This is a genomic window from Herbaspirillum autotrophicum (assembly GCF_001189915.1).
Taxonomy (GTDB): Bacteria; Pseudomonadota; Gammaproteobacteria; order Burkholderiales; family Burkholderiaceae_D; genus Herbaspirillum; species Herbaspirillum autotrophicum.
Genome location: NZ_LFLS01000008.1, coordinates 160,353 through 180,226, shown reverse-complemented (window position 1 = coordinate 180,226; position 19,874 = coordinate 160,353). Strand labels below are relative to the sequence as shown.

The following is a 19,874-nucleotide window of genomic DNA, read 5'->3' as shown; positions in this document are numbered from 1 at the left end:
AGTGCATCGTGTTACTGACGCGATGACTGCCGCAGCAAATCCATAAAATCGATAACCAGTTGCTGATCATTTCCGGACAGCAACATGAATTTTCCTATGCAGTTTTCGAGTCGGGCTGCGGTGCTTCTGTCGATCGGCTCTTGCCTGTTATCCTGTTCCCGGGTGTTCTGCTCGGCAATCAAATAAAGCGAAGAAACCGGCACATCGAGTGCCTTTGCTACCTTTTCCAGCATATCTGGTGTCAATCGTTGTTTATCGCGTTCCACGCGGGATAAATTGGCCGCGTCGGTCCCTGCGGACAACGCAATTTCTTCCAGGCTCGCATTTTTTTCTTTTCGTATCCTGCGTAGGACGTGACCGATATTCATTTGTCAATTCTCCCGCCAATATTGCGTAACGAGCAAAGTTTTTAAGACAAATTTATCGGTCTAATATTGCGTAATACGCAAAATATTGATATAAAAGCGAGGTTCACAAGCAATATTTCCCGTCCGGCAAGAATCCTGACGAAACGGGGCATATACGCCGGGGGAGGTCGCAACTTGATATGGCTCCACTAACCATACTAGACCATCGTATTGATTTGGCAACGTTGCCGTTATGCGCAGCGCGCAAGTCCCCCTGTCAAGACTGCTGCTTGTATACAAGAAGCGGGCTATAGTTTGATGGCACAGCCTCAGACGGTGGTCTCGACAATTCTCCAAAACATGAGAAATGCCGTATGCAGGAAGTGCGTCCTTGATGCATGCACCCGGGTTTCTTTTACTTTTTCAATAAATGAAGTTGCCATATCCGCTGAACGGAATCGACGCCGTTCTATGGAAATTTACGTTACCGCGTAGCAGGACAAAACGCATGATTGAAACGCTGCATATCGGTGTCGATATGCATTGGCACCACAAGTGCCGTTGTTAACAAGGGGAACAGAATGCGCATTACAAATTTGAAAATTGGCGTCCGATTGGGAATCGGGTTCGGCTTTTTGTTGTTGTTGTTGGTGGCAATCGCCACGCTGGGGACTGCCCGCTTGGCAGACCTGAACAAACAGATGCAGGATGTCGTCAATGACAAATATCCGAAAACGGTGCTGGCCAATAAAATCATCGACAACCTGAATCTGATTGCCCGCTCCTCCCGCAACACACTCTTGATGAGTGCGCCGGAGCAAATCCAGAAAGAAATCGACCTCATTGCGCAGACTAGCAAGTCAAATGGCGATGTACTGACCAAGCTGGACAGTGTGATTGATGGCGACATCGGACGTGCGCTGATGAAAAACATCATGGATTCGCGTACCCGTTACAACGACTCGCTCACGGAAGTCATCCGGCTGGTGCAAGACAACGACAAAACCGGTGCCACCATTTTCCTGTTGCAAACGGTACGGCCGATACAGCAAACCTATATGAAGGTGGTCGATGATCTGATCCAGCATCAGAATCAGCTGATGCACGATGCCGGCGAGGAAGTGACGCGTGAATATCTGTTGGCGCGCAATCTGATGGTGGCGCTGAGTGCGATTGCCATCGTTCTGGCAGGTGTCATTGCGTTGCTGGTGACGCGCAGCATCACCACGCCGATCAACCACGCGGTGCGGCTGGCGGAGACAGTGGCGTCCGGCGATCTGACATCGCAAATCGAATCCGGCGGCAAAGATGAAACCGGGCAACTGATGCGTGCGCTCAAAGCCATGAATGACAATCTGCTCAACATCGTCGGTCAGGTACGACGTGGCACTGATACCATCGCCACGGCATCAAGTCAGATCGCGACCGGCAATCTGGATTTGTCTTCGCGTACCGAACAGCAAGCCAGTTCGCTGGAAGAAACTGCATCGTCGATGGAAGAACTGACATCGACTGTACGCCAGAATGCCGACAATGCGCGGCAAGCCAATCAACTGGCAGAGTCGGCTTCGGCGGTGGCAGTGCAGGGCGGCAACGTGGTGGGCAAAGTGGTCGATACCATGGATGCCATCAATGCTTCCTCGAAGAAAATTGTCGATATCATCAGCGTGATCGATGGCATCGCATTCCAGACCAATATTCTGGCCTTGAATGCGGCGGTCGAGGCAGCACGCGCCGGCGAACAGGGACGTGGCTTTGCGGTGGTGGCATCGGAAGTGCGCAGCCTGGCCCAACGCAGTGCGGCAGCCGCCAAGGAAATCAAAACGCTGATCGATGATTCGGTCGAGAAAGTGGATTCCGGCAGCCGTCTGGTGTCGCAGGCTGGTTCAACCATGCAGGAAGTGGTCAACAGCGTCAAGCGCGTCACCGATATCGTCGGTGAAATCACGGAGGCCAGCCGCGAACAAAGCGAAGGCATTGAGCAAGTCAATCAGGCGGTGACGCAAATGGATACGGTCACGCAACAGAATGCAGCGCTGGTAGAGGAAGCTGCCGCCGCTGCGCAATCGTTGCAGGATCAGGCCGCCGGTTTGTTGCAGATCGTCAGTGTATTCAAGATCGACCAAAATCAGGTGGCGCATGTACCGCAGGCCGCTGTGCGTTCCAGTGTCGATATCACACCGAAACGGCCGGCGCTCAAGTCGCGCGAGGCAAGGAGCATTGCCGCACCGGCCGCAACTGTGGCGAGTGCCGGCAAGGATGACGACTGGGAACAGTTCTGAACGCAAGCGGGGCTGATGCCGGATGTCATGGCATCAGCCCCGCCGGACCGCGTGGTGTAAAAGCCGGCGTCAGACAAGACGTCGGCTGAGTAATTACTCGACGCCGTGTTCGATCAGTTCGATTTTGTAACCATCCGGATCCTGCACGAAGGCGATCACGGTGTTGCCGCCTTTTACCGGACCCGCTTCGCGGGTCACGGTGCCACCTTTGGCTTTGACGGCGGCGCAGGTGTCGTAAGCATTGGCCACTTCGACGGCAAGATGACCGTAGGCATTGCCCATCTCATACTTTTCCACGCCGTAGTTGTAAGTCAATTCCAGTTCAGCATGCTCGGGATTTTTTCCATAGCCGAGATAGGCCAGCGTGTATTGCTGTTCCGGCCGGTCGACCGTGCGCAGCAGGGTCATTCCCAGTTGGGTGGTATAAAAGTCGATTGATTTTTGCATGTCGCCGACGCGCAGCATGGTGTGCAGAATTCGCATGGGGATTCCTCAGAAGTGGGTAGGGTGATTCAAGCTGTTGCCTGGTTGAGAGGGTGTTATCTGGTGTACTGCAGTGTGTTTGCGGTGGTCCGGCCCGGGCTCGGGAAACCACTCAGAAAATCGGCAGGGTTTCCGGAGCGCTGTCGCGCAGTGCTTTCTTGGCCATTTCGAATTCAGGGAAAATCGATTGCACGGTGGCCCAAAAGCGCGGGCTGTGGTTCATTTCGCGCAAGTGCGACAGTTCGTGCGCGATTACATAGTCGATCAGCGGCAGCGAAAAATGCATGAGGCGCCAGTTCAGGCGAATGCGGCCATCGGCGGTACAGGAACCCCATTGGGTGGTGGCCGATGACAGTGCAAACGACTGGTAAGTCACGCCCAGTTTGGCGGCATAGATCGGCAGGCGGGCCGCAAAAATTTCCTTGGCGCGCGCTTGCAGCCAGCCTTGCACGCGGTCTTTCAACTGCTGTTCGCCGGCGTCGGCGGGCAGGCTGATGATCAATTCCAGCGTTGCTTCGTCATAGGCAATGCCGGCGCTTTGACCGGCGCGGATGCGCAGCGTCACGTTGTGGCCGAGGTAGGGCAGGGTCGCGCCGTCGCACCATTGCATCTGCGGTTGCAGACGACGTGCCGAACGTTCATGGCGCTCATTGAGTTTGGTGAAAATCCAGCGCTGCTTTTCGCGGATCGCATTTTCGATTTCACCAATGGTCACCCACTTGGGCGCAGTAATGCGCAAACCATCATCACTGATCAGGAATCCGATCGAGCGCCGCTTGGAGCGCAGCAATGCGTAGTCCAGCGCATGCTCGCCCAACTGAATGCGGCGTTTGCCGTCAGGCGGACGGGAAGGGGCCGCCGTGACCGGATCCGGACTCGCCCGGAGCTTGGGTTCGGTGGTCGGTGCCAGACCGGCCGGCGCAAAAAAATCCAGCTGCAGTGCAAGCTGGTTGGGATCGGGCTGAGTGTGGCGGAGCAGTCTCAATGTGGTTTCAGTCAGGTTGCCGGGACGAAGCGGAATAAATGGCGGGCGAAATGACGCGCATTTCGGATTCTATCCAATTTTCCACTTTCTGGTTCAGTTCGGCTGGCGTCAGGCCGGTTGGGACGATAGGCTGGCCGATGGATACCGTAATAATACCCGGAGTCTTGATGAATGATTTTTTCGGCCAGCATTCGCCGGCATTGACCGCAATCGGCACCACCACGGTGTCGGTTTCGACTGCCAGGCGCGAACCGCCCAGTTTGTACTTGCCCTTTTGACCCACGGCGATACGCGTGCCTTCCGGGAACATGATGACCCATTGGCCATCGGCCAGACGTTTGCGGCCTTGCACCACGACCTGGGCAAAGGCATCGCGGCCTCGGTCGCGGTCAATCGGAATCATGCGCAGCAGCGCGATACCCCAGCCGAAAAACGGGATCCAGGTCAGTTCTTTCTTGAACACGAACACCAGCGGGCGCGGCATGATGGTCAGGTAAAAAATGGTTTCCCATGCCGACTGATGCTTGGACAGCAAGATTGCCGGCGCATCGGGCAGATTCTCCATGCCGCGCACTTCATAGCGGACGCCGCAGATGACTTTGGCGGTCCAGATCACGAATACATTCCAGCGCGATGTCAGGTAGTAACGGGTGGCGTAGGGAAACGGCGCGAAAAATACACAGGCTATCGACCACACTACGGTGGCTACCGTCATCAACAGGGTAAACACCAGGGACCGCAAAAATAAGGTAATACGCAAAATCAATCTCCCAATATCAGGATGGGTTACGGTCGCTTGACACGGTGTGGTGCGACGGGCTCAGAATAAAGCCAATGGCACAGCGGCATTCATACCGACATTTCAAGCGGGGATTTGAGCAGAAAATCAACGGCACTGGCAAGATCCGGGAATACCAGCGTACCCGGCGGCAAGCCACCTTTTTCCTGGGTTTTTTCGCCTTTGCCGGTCAGCACCAGATACGGCGCGCAGCCAGCGACAAAGCCGGCCTGCAAGTCACGCAGCGAGTCGCCGACGGTTACCACGCCACCGCGCAGGCTGATGCCGAAACGTTTGGCAATATCGTTGAACATGCCCGGCTTTGGTTTGCGGCAATCGCAGCTATCGTCAGCCGAGTGCGGACAAAAGAAGATGGCGTCAATATCGGCGCCGACTTGTTGTGCCGCACTATGCATTTTCTGGTGAATCGCATTGAGCGTCTTCATATCGAACAGACCACGGGCGACACCGGACTGATTGGTGGCCACCACCACCCGATAGCCAGCCTGATTGAGGCGGGCGATCGCTTCGAGTGAACCTTTGATCGGGATCCACTCGTCGGGCGATTTTATATAAGCATCCGAATCATGATTAATCACGCCGTCACGGTCCAGAATAATCAGTTTCATTGCGTCACCTGTAGCAGTTCTCATTGAAAACTACGCCGCCAGCTTGGAAATGTCGGCCACCCGATTGAGCATCTGATGCAACTCGGCCAGCAAGGCCTGGCGGTTGTTGCGCAGTTGTTCATCTTCGGCATTGACCATCACGTCGGTGAAGAAGGCATCGACATTCTGACGCAACTGCGCCAGTGCCTTGAGTGCGCTGCTGAAATCGCCGGCGGCATAGGCGGCATCGACTTGCGGCTTCAGCAACAGCATGGCCGAGTACAAACCTTGTTCCGCAGCTTCGCGCAACAAACCGTTCTGTACCGTGCCACTCACACCGCCTTCGATTTTCTTCAGGATATTGGTGATGCGCTTGTTGGCGGCCGCCAGTGCTTCGGCTTCCGGCAACGCAGCAAACGCCTGTACCGCATCGAGTCGTTCGGTAATGTTGTCCAGCGTGTCTGGTTGCTGTGCCACGACCGCTTCGATTTCATTCTGGGCGTAGCCGCGTTCCCGCAACTGACCGCGCAGACGGTCGTGCAGGAAGGCCGTGACATCCCGGGACGGATCCTTGAACTCGGGATTGCCGGCAAACAGATCGGCCGTCGCCTTGAGCAAGGCCGAGATCGACAGCGGCAGGCGCTTTTCGATCAGCATGCGCAAGATACCCAGCGCGTGACGACGCAATGCAAACGGATCCTTGTCGCCGGTCGGTTGCAAACCGATGCCCCAGATGCCCACCAGTGTTTCGAGTTTGTCGGCCAGAGCGACCGCGGTGCCGGTGGCAGATGCCGGCAAGGCATCGCCGGCAAAGCGCGGCTGATAATGTTCGGAGGCGGCCAGCGCCACTTCGTCGGCTTCGCCGTCATGGCGCGCATAGTAGGTGCCCATGATGCCTTGCAACTCAGGGAATTCGCCTACCATGTCGGTCAGCAAGTCGGTCTTGGCCAGCAAGGCGCCGCGTTCGGCCAACACCACATCGCCGCCGAGCATGCCGGCAATTGCCGCCGCCAGCGTCTTGACCCGTTCGGTACGTTGCAACTGGTTGCCGAGCTTGTTGTGGTACACCACATTGGCCAGCAGCGGGACGCGTTCGGCGAGGGTCTTTTTCTTGTCTTGCTCGAAGAAGAACTTGGCGTCCGACAAGCGCGGCCGCACCACGCGTTCGTTGCCCTGAATGATATGTTGCGGCGTGGCGGTTTCCAGATTGGAAACGATCAGGAAGCGCGAACGCAGTTTGCCGTTGGCATCGGTCAGCGCAAAATATTTCTGATTGGTTTGCATGGTCAGAATCAGGCATTCCTGGGGCACGCTCAGGAATTCGTCTTCAAACTTGCATTCGTAGACTACTGGCCATTCGACCAGCGCCGTGACTTCGTCGAGCAACGCTTCCGGCATCAACACCAGATTGGCGCCGGCCCTGGCCAGCAGATCGGCACGGATTTTTTCCTTGCGGCCAGTGAAGCTGGCGATCACCTTGCCCTGATTGGCCAGCGTATCGACGTAGGCTTCAGCCGCTGCCACGCTGATCGAGCCGGAAGACAGGAAGCGGTGGCCGAGCGTGACGTTGCCGGCGTCCAGTCCGAGGATATTGAGCGGGACCACATTGTTGCCGTACAGCGCGATCAGTTTGTGTGCCGGTCGTACGAAGTGCACCGTTTCACCGGCAGCGCGACCATGCTGACGCTGGTAACTCATCAGTTTTGGAATCGGCAGCTTGGCGATGCTCTCTTCGAGTGCCGTTTGCAAACCTTTTTCCAGCGCACTGCCCTTGGCGGTGTAGGAATAGAAAAAGCTCTCGGCCTTGCCATCCTGCGCCCGTTCCAGTTGATCCGGCGTGATCACGGTAACGCCGGTTTGCGCAGCCAGTGCGGCCAGTTTCTTGACCAGCGGTGCGCTCGGACGACTTTCGGCATCGAGGGCGACACTGACCGGCAATACTTTTTCGCGGATCGATTTGTCGAGCGAAGTAGCGCGTACCTTGCTGATGGCAACGGCCAGCCGGCGCGGTGTGGCGTAGGCGGTGGCAACCGCATCCGCTTCGAGGAAGTCGCGCGCTTTCAGACCGTTGAAAATGCCGGCGGCAAATGCATCGCCCAGCTTGGCCAATACCTTCGGCGGCAATTCTTCGGTCAGCAGTTCTACTAAGAGTGTTTGAGTCATATTCATTTATCTTGCTTGTCTGACGCAAGGCGCGGCGCGCCGTTGCGTGAACCATTCAATAGAGCGGCACGCCTGCTCAGGCCGCTTTCAATGCGCTGCCGAGCATCGGGAAGCCGAGTCGTTCGCGCGATTCGTAATAGGCTTGCGCCACGGCGCGCGACAGATTGCGGATGCGGCCGATATACGCTGCGCGTTCGGTCACCGAGATGGCGCCGCGTGCATCCAGCAGATTGAAGGTATGCGCCGCCTTCAGAATCATTTCATAGGCCGGCAGCGCCAGCGGCACTTCCAGCAGGCGCTTGGCTTCGGACTCATAGTTGCTGAACAGCGAGAACAGGAACTCGGTATTCGAATATTCGAAGTTGAAGGTCGATTGTTCGACCTCATTCTGGTGGAATACGTCGCCATAGCTCAGACTCTTCTTGACGCCGTTTTCAGTCCACTCGGTCCAGACCAGATCGTAGACATTTTCCACGCCCTGCAAATACATGGCGAGGCGCTCGATACCATAAGTGATTTCGCCGAGCACCGGTTTGCAATCGAGACCGCCGACTTGCTGGAAGTAAGTGAACTGGGTCACTTCCATACCGTTGAGCCAGACTTCCCAACCCAGACCCCAGGCACCCAGTGTCGGATTTTCCCAGTCGTCTTCGACGAAACGCACGTCATTCTGCTTCAGATCCAGTCCCAGTGCTTCGAGCGAACCCAGGTACAGATCCAGAATGTTTTCCGGTGCCGGCTTGAGGACGACCTGAAACTGGTAGTAGTGCTGCATGCGGTTGGGATTTTCTCCGTAACGGCCATCCTTGGGACGACGCGATGGCTGCACATACGCAGCGCGCCAAGGCTCGGGGCCGATGGCGCGCAGAAAAGTGGCGGTATGCGACGTACCGGCGCCGACTTCCATGTCGTAGGGCTGGAGCAATGCGCAGGCTTGCGCATCCCAATAGTCTTGCAGCTTGAGAATGATCTGTTGAAATGTCAGCATTTTTTATGGTTACCGGGCGAGGCTGGTAAGGAATTGCTAAAACATGGGATTTTAGCCGGTTTTTGCCGCCCTTATGCTGCTCAATGCGCCGACGAGCGCGATTGGCGCTGTCTGCGCCAGGCAAAAGCCAGCATTATCAGCGTCAGGGCCAGCATCAGTTTATTGCCGAGCAGGATATACGGCGTCAAGCCTTGATAACCCTGCACGGTGGCGGCCAGTGTATTGCGGGTGAACGGCAGCAGGCGCTCGCTGACGACGCCATCGGGAGTGATCACGGCGGTGGCGCCGGTATTGGTGGAGCGCAACATCGGGCGGCCGGTTTCCAGTGCCCGCATCTGGGAAATCTGCAAATGTTGTGGCAAGGCGATGGAATTGCCGAACCAAGCGATATTGGACAGGTTCAGCAGCATGCTGGCTGGCGGCAAGCCGGCAAAATGGGCACCGGCCAACTGGGCCGCGATTTCTTCACCGAACAAGTCTTCGTAGCAGATATTCGGCAATACCCATTGATCCTTGACTGCGAATGCGGCCTGCAATGGCGCGCCACGCGTCATGTCGCCGAGCGGGATATGCATCATATCGACGAACCAGCGAAAACCGGGTGGCACGAATTCACCAAACGGCACCAGATGGTGCTTGTCGTAACGATATGCCTTGCCGTTGAGTTCTTTGGAAAAACCAACCGCGCTGTTGGTGTATTGGCCGGGGCCATCCGACAGCGGAATGCCCAGTATCAGATGGCTGCCCGAGGTAGCGGAAAAACGCGCCAGCCGTTCCAGATAATCGGGTGGCAATTGCTGCGGCAGCAACGGTACTGCGGTTTCCGGGGTGGCGATCAGATCGGCCGGGGTGGCGCTGATCATGTCGTTGTACATCATCAGCGAAGACAGCAGCGCTTCGTTGGAAAATTTCATTTCCTGCGCAATATTGCCTTGCAACAGGCGTACCGAAATGGGTTTGCCGTTGGGGCTGGTCCATTGCACGCTCTTGAGCGCCCAACCACCGGCCAGCAAGCCAACCACCACCAGCGCTGCGAGTTTTTTACTGCTGGCCGGACGCAGCAGCAAGACCAGCGCGCCAGCGATCAGGGCGGCGATCCAGCCCAGCCCGTAGACACCAGTCACCGGTGCAAATCCTGCAAGTGCACCGATGCTGTGTGCATAGCCTGAAGTGAGCCACGGAAATCCGGTAAACAGCCAGCCGCGAATCCATTCCGAAAGCGCCCACAAAGACGGCAGAATCAACAGCAGCAAAGTGGTATCGGAAGCAGCCCAGCGGCGGCGCAACCAGGCGGCCAGGCCGGTGGTCAGTGCCGCATACAGTCCCAGATAAGCCGCCAGCAAGGCTACTGCCAGTGCTGCCATCCAGGCCGGCATGCCGCCATAGGTGTGCATGCTGATGTACAACCAGTGAATGCCGGCAGCCGCCCAGCCGAAGCCGTACAGCCAGCCGACCAGCATTGCCCGGCGCAGGGTGGCGGTGCGCATGCTTTGGCGAAACAGCCAGGCCAGCGTCAGTATTTGCAACGGCCACAGATCGAACGGGGCGAAGGCGGCGACATTGCAGGCGCCGACCAATACCGCCGCCAGCAACATCCAGCGGGAATCGGCGGCCATACCGGAGGCGGTGGTCGACGCTGTCACGCAGTGCTTAGTGGTCGTCCTCGGACGCTGGCACTTCCGGCAGTTTTTCTACCAGCAGTACATGCGCCTGACGGGCGTCGGCACGCAGAATCTCGATATGCAGGCCATTGAAGTCGAAGGCGTCGCCCTTGCGTGGCACGCGTCCCAGATGACTGGCGACCAGGCCGCCGATGGTGTCGGCATCCTGATCCGAAATGTCGGTTCCGAGTTCTTCGTTGAACTGGTCAATTTCAGTCAGTCCCTTGATGCGCCAGCGCGGACCATGGGGACCATCCTTGATGGCCAGAATATTGTCTTCTTCTTCGTCGAAATCGTATTCGTCTTCGATATCGCCGACGATTTGTTCCAGTACGTCTTCAATCGTGATCAGGCCGGCCACGCCGCCGTATTCGTCGACCACGATGGCCATGTGATTGCGGTTGGCGCGGAAGTCGCGCAGCAATACATTGAGACGTTTGGATTCCGGGATGAACACGGCCGGGCGCAGCATGTCGCGCACGTCGAATGATTCTTCAGCGTAATAGCGCAGCAAATCCTTGGCCAGCAAGATGCCGATCACCTTGTCGCGTTCGCCTTCCACCGCCGGGAAACGGGAGTGCGAAGTCGACAGCACATCCGGCATCCAGGTTTCGATTGGCTTGCTGATGTCAATCGTGTCCATTTGCGAGCGCGGCACCATGATGTCGCGTACGGCCAGGTCGGACACCTGGAACACACCTTCGATCATCGACAGCGCGTCGGCGTCGATCAGATTGCGCTCGTGCGCATCCTGCAGCACTTCGAGCAGTTCTGCGCGATTTTCAGGTTCGGGGGAAATCAGGGCGGTGAGACGTTCAAATAGCGAACGGTGGGGTTTAGCGTCAAGGGATTTGACGCTACTAGGAAGATCTGGCATATGGCGCGAGCCGTGGGTCCGACGTTGTTTCGATGGCCAATAGGATACAACAAATAGATGACAATTCCAGTAAATCTGGATTTTATGCCGATTTGCCACAAACGCCGCGTACTTGCCGGAGTCGGATCGCCATCGCTGACGCCCGCTCCGGCAGGAGGAATTTATTTCTTCATGTCATCTTTTTTCATTTCATCCTTCATCATGCCGTCTTTGGACATGCTGTCCTTTTTCTTCATGGCATCGTGTTTTTTACCCATGGCATCCTTGCTCATGCCGTCCTTTCCATCTTTGCCCATCGCATCCTTGGACATGGAATCCTTGCCCATGGTGCTGCTCATGGCATCTTTACTCATGTTGTCGGCGGCGTAAGCGCCCGCTACCGCAGACAACATCAGACAGGCCAGCAGGGCAGACAGTGATTTTTTCATGTGATTCTCCAGTTGTTGAAATGGCAAAAATGCCGGATAGCGCGACGGTATGAAAAATTGCCTGACTGCAATCATCATGAGCCGCCGAACCAGTTGTACCCCTGATCTTCCCAGTAACCTCCGGGGTAAGTATTGGTTACTTCGATAGAAGCGATGTGCTTCGGATTCTTGTAGCCGAGCTTGGTCGGCATCCGCAATTTCATCGGGAAACCGTATTTCGGCGGCAACACCTGACCGTCGTACGTCAGCGTGAGCTGGGTTTGCGGATGCAAGGCGGTGGCCATGTCGATGCTGGTGTAGTAATCGTCGCTGCAACGGAACGCCACATATTTGGCGCGCAGGTCGGCACCGATGTGACGCAAAAAGCCGGCGAACGGCACGCCGCCCCAGCGGCCGATGGCGCTCCAGCCTTCGACGCAGATATGGCGGGTGATTTGTTCCACTTGCGGCAGCCGGCGCAGTTGCTCCAGTCGCCATGCATGCTTGTCGCTGACGCGGCCGCTTATTTCAAGCCGGTAACTGCTTTCATCGACTGCCACGACGTCTTCGATGCCATAAAAGGCATTGAATGGAAAAGGCCGCGTGATCATCGAGGCCGGGTAAGTCGGCGCCAGTTTGTTGGGATCGAACAGCCAGCCTTGCACGTTGTCATTGACGCGCGACATGCGTTGCAAGACCTGATTGACCGACTCGTCGTCGGTAATGTCGCAGCCGGTCAGCAGCGACAGGCCGCCGAGCGTCAGTACGCGTTTGGCGAACAGGCGCCGTGACGGTTGCGGCAACGCGTTGCGGGCATCCTTGAGAATCAGGGTGCTGTCCAGCGCAGCAGGCATTTTCGGCAATGGCATGATGACTCTCCTTAACGTCCGCGCAACATGGCCAGCAGTGTACGCGGCACCAGTGCCACCATGGCCACGTGGACCGCAATGAACAGCAGCAGGAAGCACATCGCAAAGAAATGCACGATGCGGGCATTGTCATAACCGCCCATCAGTTCGCGCAACCATGGGAATTGCACTGATTTCCAGATCACCAGGCCGGACAATACGATCAGGATCAGGTCGGCGATCACCGACAAATAAGCCAGCTTTTGCACCGCGTTGTAATGCGCCAGCGAGGCATGCTGCAATTTGCCTTTCAATGCCTGCAACAAATCGGCGATGACGGCGCTTGGTCGCAGCGGGAAAAATTTTTGCAGCAGACGACCGGTGACGATATTCATGCCCAGATAGAACAGGCCATTGAGCGCCAGCAACCACATCGCGGCAAAATGCCATTGCAAGGCACCACCGAGCCAGCCGCCTAGCGTCCATTGCGACGGAAAGCTGAAGCCGAAAATCGGCGATGCGTTATAAATGCGCCAGCCGCTGAGCAGCATCAGCGTCACGGCGACCACGTTGATCCAGTGGCTGATGCGCAGCCATAGCGGATGGATGGTGGCCGATGATGGCGCGAGTTGAATCGAGGTGGTCAAGATATTCCCCTTCGGCAAGAGTGCCGTGGCGCGACAGGTGGCGCACACGGATTGCTGTTTCATGACGCTTGGTCGGGGGCTCGGCGAGGCTTCTTACATGGAAGTGAAAATATTTTTTGCGCGTTGTATCGGCGCTTCCGGTCACCTGACAATAATCTGCGTCAGATAAATGTAAGAAACGGCAAAGGTCGTCGACTAATGGGGGAGGCGCTACAATCGTGCCAGGGAGAATACCGATGAATTGCAAAGAAGCACATCGCGTCTTGTGCGAGGCGCAGGACAGCAAGCTGTCATTGATCCGGCGCGTGACCTTGCGCTGGCATCTGAGCATTTGCGACCGCTGCAGCCGGTTTCGGCGCCAGCTTGAGTTCTTGCGATTGGCAGCGCGACGCTATCGGGACGGGGGCGTGGAGTAGTTGTTGCAACCGGCGCCGGGCAGCGCCGGTGATGAATCAGGCGCGTTCAGCGTAGGGATCGGCAAATCCCAGTGTGTGCAGGATTTCCGTTTCCAGGGTTTCCATTTCCTGCGCTTCTTCCTCTTCTTCGTGGTCATAGCCCTGCGCATGCAATACGCCATGCACGATCAAATGGGCAGCATGATCCACCAGCGGCTTGTGTTGTTGCGCCGCTTCCTGCTCCAATACATCGCTGCACAAAATGATGTCGGCCTGGGTTACTTCGGCATCTTCATCTTCGGTATAGGCGAAGGTCAGCACATTGGTGGCGTAATCCTTGCCGCGATAGTCGCGGTTAAGCGTCTGGCCTTCTGTGGCATCGACAAAACGGATCGTCAGTTCGGCCGGCGCCAGCAAGGCCGCCTGCACCCAGCGCCGGATCAGCGGGCGCGGCACGCTGTCTTTGAGGCGCGGATCGGCGTATTGGACGGAAAGGGTCAGTTTATTTTTTTGCATGGCGGGGTTTGGCGGCCTGGGTCAGACGGCTTACCGCCTGGCCTGAGGTGATATGGGCAGTGGTGGCGCCGCTGGCGGCTTCATAGGCATCCACGATGCGCGCCACCATCGGATGGCGCACCACGTCGCTGCTGGTGAAGCGCGAGAACGCAATGCCGCGCACGTCATGTAATACATTCAGGGCATCGATCAGGCCGCTCTTCTGGCCGTGATGCAAATCGATCTGGGTAACGTCGCCGGTGACCACGGCTTTGCTGCCGAAGCCGATCCGGGTCAGGAACATCTTCATTTGTTCCGGCGTCGTGTTTTGCGCTTCATCCAGAATGATGAAGGCGTGATTCAACGTGCGGCCGCGCATGTAAGCCAGCGGTGCAATTTCAATCGCCTGTTTTTCGAACAGCTTCTGGGTGCGGTCAAAGCCGAGCAAGTCATACAGGGCGTCGTACAGCGGCCGCAAATAAGGATCAACTTTTTGTGCCAGATCACCGGGCAGAAAGCCGAGGCGTTCGCCGGCTTCGACGGCCGGACGCGTGAGCACGATCTTCTGTACCGCATCGCGCTCCAGCGCATCGACGGCGCAAGCCACGGCCAGGTAGGTCTTGCCGGTGCCGGCCGGGCCCACGCCGAAGGTGATGTCATGTTCCAGAATCGCATGCAGATACTGGCTTTGGTGCGGCGTGCGGCCGCGCAGATCGTGCTTGCGCGTCTTCAGCACCGGGCTTTCGATTTCGACCTCGGCCGCTGCCGCCGGCGTAATGCCGTCTGCCGCTGCGGAAGTGGCGCGCTGCTCTACCAGCGCCAACTGGATGTCTTCTACCGATACGGCTTTATCGGCGCGCTCGTAAAAGTGTTCCAGAATGCCGGTGGCACGTTCGGCATTGCTGCCGCTGACAATGAATTTCTCGCCACGGCGGAAGATCGTGACATCCAGCGCCAGTGAAATTTGCCGCAGATTCTCATCGAGAGGGCCGCACAAATGCGCCAGGCGCTTGTTGTCGAGCGGCTGCGGAATAAAGTAATGAGGCTGGCTAGGTGTTTTTTTCAATCTGGCTTCGTATCGGTTGGGCTGCGGTGAAAGAGCGAGGCTGCTTGGGCGAGTCGGTTATTGCTTGACCACGATCTCGCCGCGCAGCGAGAACGGGTAGGCATGCATGATGCTGACGTCGATCAGTTCGCCGATCAGACGCGCGCCATTCGGACCGCCATCAAAATTGACCACGCGGTTGTTTTCGGTACGGCCTTGCATTTCATTCGGATCTTTTTTGGATGGGCCTTCGACCAGAATTTTCTGCACCGTGCCGATCATGCTCTGGCTGATGCGATTGGCGTTTTCCTGCACTACGGCTTGCAAGTGTTGCAGGCGCTTGAGCTTGACTTCATACGGCGTGTCATCGGCCAGATTGGCGGCCGGCGTACCCGGACGCGGGCTGAAGACAAAGCTGAAGCTGGTGTCGTAACCGATGTCGGTGATCAGTTTCATCAGCGCATTGAAGTCTTCTTCGGTTTCGCCCGGGAAGCCGACAATGAAGTCGCTCGAAATCGCGATGTTGGGCCGCACTTCGCGCAGACGGCGCAGCACCGATTTGTATTCCAGTGCGGTATAGCCGCGCTTCATGGCTGCCAGAATGCGGTCCGAGCCATGCTGGGCCGGCAGGTACAGATGATCCACCAGCTTTGGCACCTTGGCATAGGTGTCGATCAGGCGTTGCGTGAATTCTTTTGGATGGCTGGTGACGAAGCGGATGCGCTGGATGCCCGGGATGTCGGCAATGTATTCGATCAGCAGCGCGAAGTCGGCGATTTCGCCATCTTCCATGACGCCGCGGAAGGCATTGACGTTCTGTCCCAGCAAGGTGATTTCCTTGACGCCCTGTGCCGCCAGTCCGGCCACTTCGGTCAACACATCCTCGAAGCGGCGCGACACTTCTTCGCCGCGCGTGTAAGGCACCACGCAATAGCTGCAATACTTGCTGCAACCTTCCATGATCGACACGAACGCGGCCGCGCCTTCAACCTTGGCGGGCGGCATGTGATCGAACTTTTCGATTTCCGGAAAGCTGATGTCGACTTGCGGCCGGCCGCTGCTGCGCCGGTCGTTGATCAGTTGCGGCAGACGATGCAGGGTTTGCGGACCGAACACCATGTCGACATAGGGCGCGCGCTTGACGATGGCTTCGCCTTCTTGCGATGCCACACAACCGCCGACGCCGATCAGCAAATCAGGATTATTCTTTTTCAGTTCGCGCAGACGCCCCAGATCGGAAAACACTTTTTCCTGCGCCTTCTCGCGCACCGAACAGGTATTGAGCAAAATCACGTCCGCATCTTCCGGGCGATCAGTTTTGATCAGTCCGTCCGAGGCGTTCAATACGTCTGCCATCTTGTCCGAGTCGTACTCGTTCATCTGGCAACCGAAGGTTTTAATGAATACTTTTTTCTGCATAATGTCATTCAAGCTTGGTGGTGCGGCGCATCTGCGCCTGTCCGGCGGCGGCCGGGCTGAAATTCTGTCGTTGACCGGGGACTGCCGTCTGGCAGACGGGCAGTCGATTCCGGAACGTGAGTGCAGACAACCGGTCTGGCGTTGTCGCGAGGGGTAAGCCGCGATGGGCCTGCATTTCACGAGGTTCGCGATTATAGCATTTGAGACCGCCGCCGGTCGGAACACGAAATCGGCGCAGTTGCCGCAATCATGCGCGAAATTATTGTCGCAAAGACATGTTTTACGAAGTTCAGGCGATTGCCCGCAGCGCCGCCTGATAACCCCACCACGAAGCTTCTTCGAATACCGAAAAGCCGGACAGGTCGGCATGCGCGAACAGAATCGCGCCATCGGCTTCACGCAAACGCCGCACGCCGGCATTGCTGCGAAACCCGGGGCGCGGAATCGCCATCGCATGGCCGCGCACGGTGATGTCGACGCGTTCGGCGCACAATGCCAGTTTCCAGCCATAGGCTGATTTCAGATCGGTGCTGGCGAGTGTCAGCAACTCGTCGGCCGTGGCTTGACCGAGCCATTGCCGGGCCGCTTCCGGGCTACGGTCGCTGAGCGCCACATACGCGCTGAAGACGGTTTTTGGCGGCGGTTGCACCCGGATGTCCTGATGCGTGGACACCACATAACCGAGGCCCGGCTCCTGATACACCACGTTATCCCACGACAACGGCGCTTCCGGTAATTCTGCGGGGAATTGCCGCAGCAGGAAATTGGCCACCAGCCATGGCGCATACGCCGGCATATGCTGCTGCGGATCGAAACCGAAAGCGGCCATGTTTTCCACCACGCGCGCGGCCACCATCAAGGGCATGGCGCAGATCGCCTTGCGTGCCTGCACGGTGTACGTCTGCGGCACCCCATCGCGCAGTTGCATGCAGAGTGCCTCAACCCCGCCGGCAGTTTGCCGCAGCGAGATGCAGGTGCCGCTTCGGGTGTTCTTGCCGAGCGTGCCGCGCAGACCGCTGGCGACCGCTTGCAAGCCGCCCGGCCAGGTCAGCCAGGCGCCGTCGTCGGCGTTTTCGGCCTGTCCGTTGCGGCTGCAAAAATAATGCAGGCCGGCCCACGCCGAAATCTGATCGTAGTTGCTGCCATAGTCGTCACGGCAACCGTAATTCACATACCAATGCAGGCGCGGCGAACGATAGTCGTTTTGCTGCAACCAGTTTTTCATGCTGATCTGATCCAGCGTCTGCCACTCCGGATCCTGGCTGGAATTGACTGACGGCAGCGTGAAAATGCGCTGGCCGGTGCTGTCGCGCAAGTTGCGCAAATGCGCTATCTGCTGCCCGAAACGGGTTTGTTCCGCCAGCTCTTCGGCATTGGCGTCGGTATTCGGCACCAGACCTTCTTGCCACACACCATCGATCAGGAGACGCTCTTCCGGCGCATGCAGCAGATAGCGTTCGTCATAATACGGACGGGCGCTTTCCGGATTGCGCAGCAGAATGCCGAGATCATGCAGGATTTCGCGCACATGAAATGACTCGGTGGATGGCAGCGGCAGATAATGCGCACCGGTCGGATAGGCCAGATCGCCGAACTGGCCGCCGGCAGCATTGCCGTCCGGCTCGGGACCGTCGATCAGCAGGAAGTCGCGCCGGCCGCTGCGATTGAGTTTCCAGGCGGCGGTCAAGCCGGCAATGCCGGAGCCGAGGATCAGGACATCCGTCCGGAGTGTCCGGGCCGGCGCCGGCAGCGCCTTGCGGTCGCGCAGAAAGTGGCCTTCAGTGCGGCCCGGATAACGTACGCTGGCGGGAATTTCCTGCCAGCGCCACAAGCCGGCTGCGGCGCCCAGTGTGACGGCAGTGCCGCCAGCGGCCGCCAGCAGAAAAGAACGGCGTTGCATCAGCGAATCACCTGACGCCAGTCATGTTCAAAGTAATGCACCAGCGATTGATTGTTGAGGCGGTTCGGTTCCACATCGAGGCGCGGCATGTCAGGCGGGAAGGTGAACATCTCGCGCGTGGTCTCGGCGTTCAGATACCGCATCGGCAGCCGGAATTGCGTCGGCGGGCGATAGTCTTGCTGAGGCGAGGCCAGAATGAATCCCCACTCGCCGAACGATGGCACATACAAGTGATACGGATAGGTGCGCAAACCGACCTCGCGCAGTGTGGCGTCAATCGACCAATAGGCATGTGGTGCGAAGTAGGGCGAGGTGGCCTGCACCACGATCAGGCCGTTGGCGGCGACATGTTTTTGCAGAATGCCGTAGAACGGGACCGAAAACAGTTTGCCGAGCGCAAAGCTGGACGGGTCGGGGAAGTCGATGATCGCGGCATCAAACATGTCTGCATTTTTTTGCAGCCAGATGGCAGCGTCGGTATTGATCACCTTGACGCGCGGATCATTGAGCGCACCGTGATTGAGCTTGACCAGTTCCGGGCGTTGGGCGAAGGCCTTGGTCATGGCCGGATCGAGATCGACCAGCGTCACCTGTCTGATATTCGGATAACGCAGAATTTCGCGCAACGCGAGACCATCGCCGCCGCCCAGCACCAGTACCGAGCGGGCCCACGGCAAGGCTTCCAGCGCCGGATGCACCAGCGCTTCGTGATAGCGATATTCGTCGCGCGAGGAAAATTGCAGATTGCCATTGATGTACAGGCGCAAGTCATCTTTCCAGCGCGTGATCACCAGCCGTTGATACGGGGTCGAGGTCGAATACACCACTTCATCGCCGAACATGCCGTGTTCGCCCCACGCCACCAGCCGGTCCGACATGGCAAAGCCGACGATCAGCAGACACAGCACAAAGCAGGCGCGCAACATGCGCATGGCAACATTCTTGAGTTCGGCGCGGAAGGTGTAAATGGTCCACAAGGCAACCCCGACATTGCACATACCGAACAGAAAGCCGGTGCGGGTCAGCCCCAGATGCGGTGCCAGCACCAGCGGGAATAGCAGCGAGACTGCCAGCGCGCCGAGATAATCGAAGGTCAGCACGGTGCTGACCAATTCCTTGAAAGCAGTCTGACGTGCATTGAGTGCCCGCATCACGAGTGGCACTTCCATGCCGACCATGGCGCCGATCATGAACACCATCAAGTACAGCAAGGTGCGAAAGGGCGCTGCCGACCAGGAAAAGGAAATGAACAACAAGGCCGCCGAAACACCACCGATCAAACCAACTGCCAGCTCGATATCGACAAAGCGCGACAGCACGTCTTCATCTTTGACATATTTGGAGAGATGGGCACCGACGCCCATGGCAAACAGATAACAGCCGATGATGGTGGAAAACTGCAGGATCGAGTCGCCCAGCAGATAGCTGGAAAGCGCGCCGACAATCAGCTCATAGGCCAATCCGCACGAGGCAACGACAAAAATGGAGAGAACGAGAATTCGATTGGTCATAGGTTTTTTTTCGATTAGTATAGTACCGAAAATTA

19 protein-coding genes are annotated in these 19,874 nt (G+C 57.4%); 2 read left to right on the top strand and 17 right to left on the bottom strand.

The genetic code is table 11. The annotated features are described in order from the left end of the window. Positions 1-11: 11 nt before the first annotated feature. Positions 12-368: a helix-turn-helix domain-containing protein gene (locus AKL27_RS08910; RefSeq protein ID WP_050462448.1), complete on the bottom strand. Its 357-nt coding sequence runs from the start codon at positions 366-368 to the stop codon at positions 12-14. 560 nt (positions 369-928) lie between these two features. Between AKL27_RS08910 and AKL27_RS08905 the strand changes: the two genes are divergently transcribed. After that, a complete protein-coding gene (locus AKL27_RS08905) occupies positions 929-2,629 on the top strand; it encodes a methyl-accepting chemotaxis protein (RefSeq protein WP_050462447.1) in 1,701 nt (566 codons plus the stop codon). A gap of 93 nt (positions 2,630-2,722) precedes the next feature. Here AKL27_RS08905 and gloA read toward each other — a convergent pair whose 3' ends face one another. The 11 genes from gloA to AKL27_RS08850 form a co-directional block, all read right to left on the bottom strand. Then, on the bottom strand, positions 2,723-3,112 hold the full coding sequence (gloA, locus tag AKL27_RS08900) for a lactoylglutathione lyase (RefSeq protein ID WP_050462446.1): 390 nt from the start codon (positions 3,110-3,112) through the stop codon (positions 2,723-2,725). 112 nt (positions 3,113-3,224) lie between these two features. Further along, positions 3,225-4,097 (bottom strand): M48 family metallopeptidase, encoded by an 873-nt coding sequence (locus AKL27_RS08895; protein ID WP_050462445.1) that lies wholly within the window; start codon positions 4,095-4,097, stop codon positions 3,225-3,227. A gap of 7 nt (positions 4,098-4,104) precedes the next feature. Next, on the bottom strand, positions 4,105-4,857 hold the full coding sequence (locus AKL27_RS08890) for a lysophospholipid acyltransferase family protein (RefSeq protein ID WP_232310940.1): 753 nt from the start codon (positions 4,855-4,857) through the stop codon (positions 4,105-4,107). 89 nt (positions 4,858-4,946) lie between these two features. Continuing rightward, positions 4,947-5,504, bottom strand: a complete 558-nt coding sequence (gene gmhB / locus AKL27_RS08885; RefSeq protein ID WP_050462443.1) for a D-glycero-beta-D-manno-heptose 1,7-bisphosphate 7-phosphatase — start codon at positions 5,502-5,504, stop codon at positions 4,947-4,949. 30 nt (positions 5,505-5,534) lie between these two features. Then, positions 5,535-7,646 carry a glycine--tRNA ligase subunit beta gene (gene glyS / locus AKL27_RS08880; RefSeq protein ID WP_050462471.1) on the bottom strand — a complete coding sequence of 704 codons (2,112 nt, stop codon included), beginning with the start codon at positions 7,644-7,646 and terminating at the stop codon, positions 5,535-5,537. Positions 7,647-7,722: 76 nt separating this feature from the next. Beyond that, a complete protein-coding gene (gene glyQ, locus AKL27_RS08875) occupies positions 7,723-8,634 on the bottom strand; it encodes a glycine--tRNA ligase subunit alpha (RefSeq protein WP_050462442.1) in 912 nt (303 codons plus the stop codon). Between the two features lie 80 nt (positions 8,635-8,714). Beyond that, entirely contained in the window at positions 8,715-10,250 is a 1,536-nt protein-coding gene (gene lnt / locus AKL27_RS08870; protein ID WP_050462441.1) for an apolipoprotein N-acyltransferase, read from the bottom strand. 34 nt (positions 10,251-10,284) lie between these two features. Next, positions 10,285-11,172 (bottom strand): HlyC/CorC family transporter, encoded by an 888-nt coding sequence (locus tag AKL27_RS08865; protein ID WP_050462440.1) that lies wholly within the window; start codon positions 11,170-11,172, stop codon positions 10,285-10,287. A 161-nt stretch (positions 11,173-11,333) separates the two neighbouring features. Further along, positions 11,334-11,600 (bottom strand): pentapeptide MXKDX repeat protein, encoded by a 267-nt coding sequence (locus tag AKL27_RS08860; RefSeq protein ID WP_050462470.1) that lies wholly within the window; start codon positions 11,598-11,600, stop codon positions 11,334-11,336. Positions 11,601-11,674: 74 nt separating this feature from the next. Then, positions 11,675-12,448 (bottom strand): molybdopterin-dependent oxidoreductase, encoded by a 774-nt coding sequence (locus AKL27_RS08855; protein ID WP_050462439.1) that lies wholly within the window; start codon positions 12,446-12,448, stop codon positions 11,675-11,677. Between the two features lie 11 nt (positions 12,449-12,459). Beyond that, positions 12,460-13,137, bottom strand: coding sequence for a cytochrome b/b6 domain-containing protein (locus AKL27_RS08850; protein WP_083438945.1), 678 nt, complete (start codon positions 13,135-13,137; stop codon positions 12,460-12,462). A gap of 173 nt (positions 13,138-13,310) precedes the next feature. On the opposite strand from AKL27_RS08850, the gene AKL27_RS08845 reads away from it, so the two are divergent. Continuing rightward, positions 13,311-13,490: an anti-sigma factor family protein gene (locus AKL27_RS08845; protein ID WP_050462438.1), complete on the top strand. Its 180-nt coding sequence runs from the start codon at positions 13,311-13,313 to the stop codon at positions 13,488-13,490. Between the two features lie 36 nt (positions 13,491-13,526). On the opposite strand, the gene ybeY is transcribed toward AKL27_RS08845, so the two are convergent. The 5 genes from ybeY to AKL27_RS08820 form a co-directional block, all read right to left on the bottom strand. Then, positions 13,527-13,985, bottom strand: coding sequence for an rRNA maturation RNase YbeY (gene ybeY, locus AKL27_RS08840; protein WP_050462437.1), 459 nt, complete (start codon positions 13,983-13,985; stop codon positions 13,527-13,529). Beyond that, positions 13,972-15,030, bottom strand: a complete 1,059-nt coding sequence (locus AKL27_RS08835; RefSeq protein WP_050462436.1) for a PhoH family protein — start codon at positions 15,028-15,030, stop codon at positions 13,972-13,974. Before AKL27_RS08835 ends, ybeY begins: the two co-directional genes overlap by 14 nt. Positions 15,031-15,087: 57 nt before the next feature. Then, on the bottom strand, positions 15,088-16,428 hold the full coding sequence (gene miaB, locus AKL27_RS08830) for a tRNA (N6-isopentenyl adenosine(37)-C2)-methylthiotransferase MiaB (RefSeq protein ID WP_050462435.1): 1,341 nt from the start codon (positions 16,426-16,428) through the stop codon (positions 15,088-15,090). A 289-nt stretch (positions 16,429-16,717) separates the two neighbouring features. Beyond that, entirely contained in the window at positions 16,718-18,328 is a 1,611-nt protein-coding gene (locus AKL27_RS08825) for an NAD(P)-binding protein (RefSeq protein WP_050462434.1), read from the bottom strand. Next, positions 18,328-19,839, bottom strand: coding sequence for a polyamine aminopropyltransferase (locus AKL27_RS08820; RefSeq protein ID WP_050462433.1), 1,512 nt, complete (start codon positions 19,837-19,839; stop codon positions 18,328-18,330). Before AKL27_RS08820 ends, AKL27_RS08825 begins: the two co-directional genes overlap by 1 nt. Between the last annotated feature and the right edge of the window lie 35 nt (positions 19,840-19,874).

Bases quoted from the DNA above. Each gene is read 5' to 3' on its own strand.
- AKL27_RS08910 (WP_050462448.1), bottom strand. From the start codon at position 368: ATGAATATCGGTCACGTCCTACGCAGGATACGAAAAGAAAAAAATGCG.
- AKL27_RS08905 (WP_050462447.1), top strand. From the start codon at position 929: ATGCGCATTACAAATTTGAAAATTGGCGTCCGATTGGGAATCGGGTTC.
- gloA (WP_050462446.1), bottom strand. From the start codon at position 3,112: ATGCGAATTCTGCACACCATGCTGCGCGTCGGCGACATGCAAAAATCA.
- gmhB (WP_050462443.1), bottom strand. From the start codon at position 5,504: ATGAAACTGATTATTCTGGACCGTGACGGCGTGATTAATCATGATTCG.
- glyS (WP_050462471.1), bottom strand. From the start codon at position 7,646: ATGACTCAAACACTCTTAGTAGAACTGCTGACCGAAGAATTGCCGCCG.
- glyQ (WP_050462442.1), bottom strand. From the start codon at position 8,634: ATGCTGACATTTCAACAGATCATTCTCAAGCTGCAAGACTATTGGGAT.
- lnt (WP_050462441.1), bottom strand. From the start codon at position 10,250: ATGGCCGCCGATTCCCGCTGGATGTTGCTGGCGGCGGTATTGGTCGGC.
- AKL27_RS08865 (WP_050462440.1), bottom strand. From the start codon at position 11,172: ATGCCAGATCTTCCTAGTAGCGTCAAATCCCTTGACGCTAAACCCCAC.
- AKL27_RS08860 (WP_050462470.1), bottom strand. From the start codon at position 11,600: ATGAAAAAATCACTGTCTGCCCTGCTGGCCTGTCTGATGTTGTCTGCG.
- AKL27_RS08855 (WP_050462439.1), bottom strand. From the start codon at position 12,448: ATGCCATTGCCGAAAATGCCTGCTGCGCTGGACAGCACCCTGATTCTC.
- AKL27_RS08850 (WP_083438945.1), bottom strand. From the start codon at position 13,137: ATGAAACAGCAATCCGTGTGCGCCACCTGTCGCGCCACGGCACTCTTG.
- AKL27_RS08845 (WP_050462438.1), top strand. From the start codon at position 13,311: ATGAATTGCAAAGAAGCACATCGCGTCTTGTGCGAGGCGCAGGACAGC.
- ybeY (WP_050462437.1), bottom strand. From the start codon at position 13,985: ATGCAAAAAAATAAACTGACCCTTTCCGTCCAATACGCCGATCCGCGC.
- miaB (WP_050462435.1), bottom strand. From the start codon at position 16,428: ATGCAGAAAAAAGTATTCATTAAAACCTTCGGTTGCCAGATGAACGAG.
- AKL27_RS08825 (WP_050462434.1), bottom strand. From the start codon at position 18,328: ATGCAACGCCGTTCTTTTCTGCTGGCGGCCGCTGGCGGCACTGCCGTC.
- AKL27_RS08820 (WP_050462433.1), bottom strand. From the start codon at position 19,839: ATGACCAATCGAATTCTCGTTCTCTCCATTTTTGTCGTTGCCTCGTGC.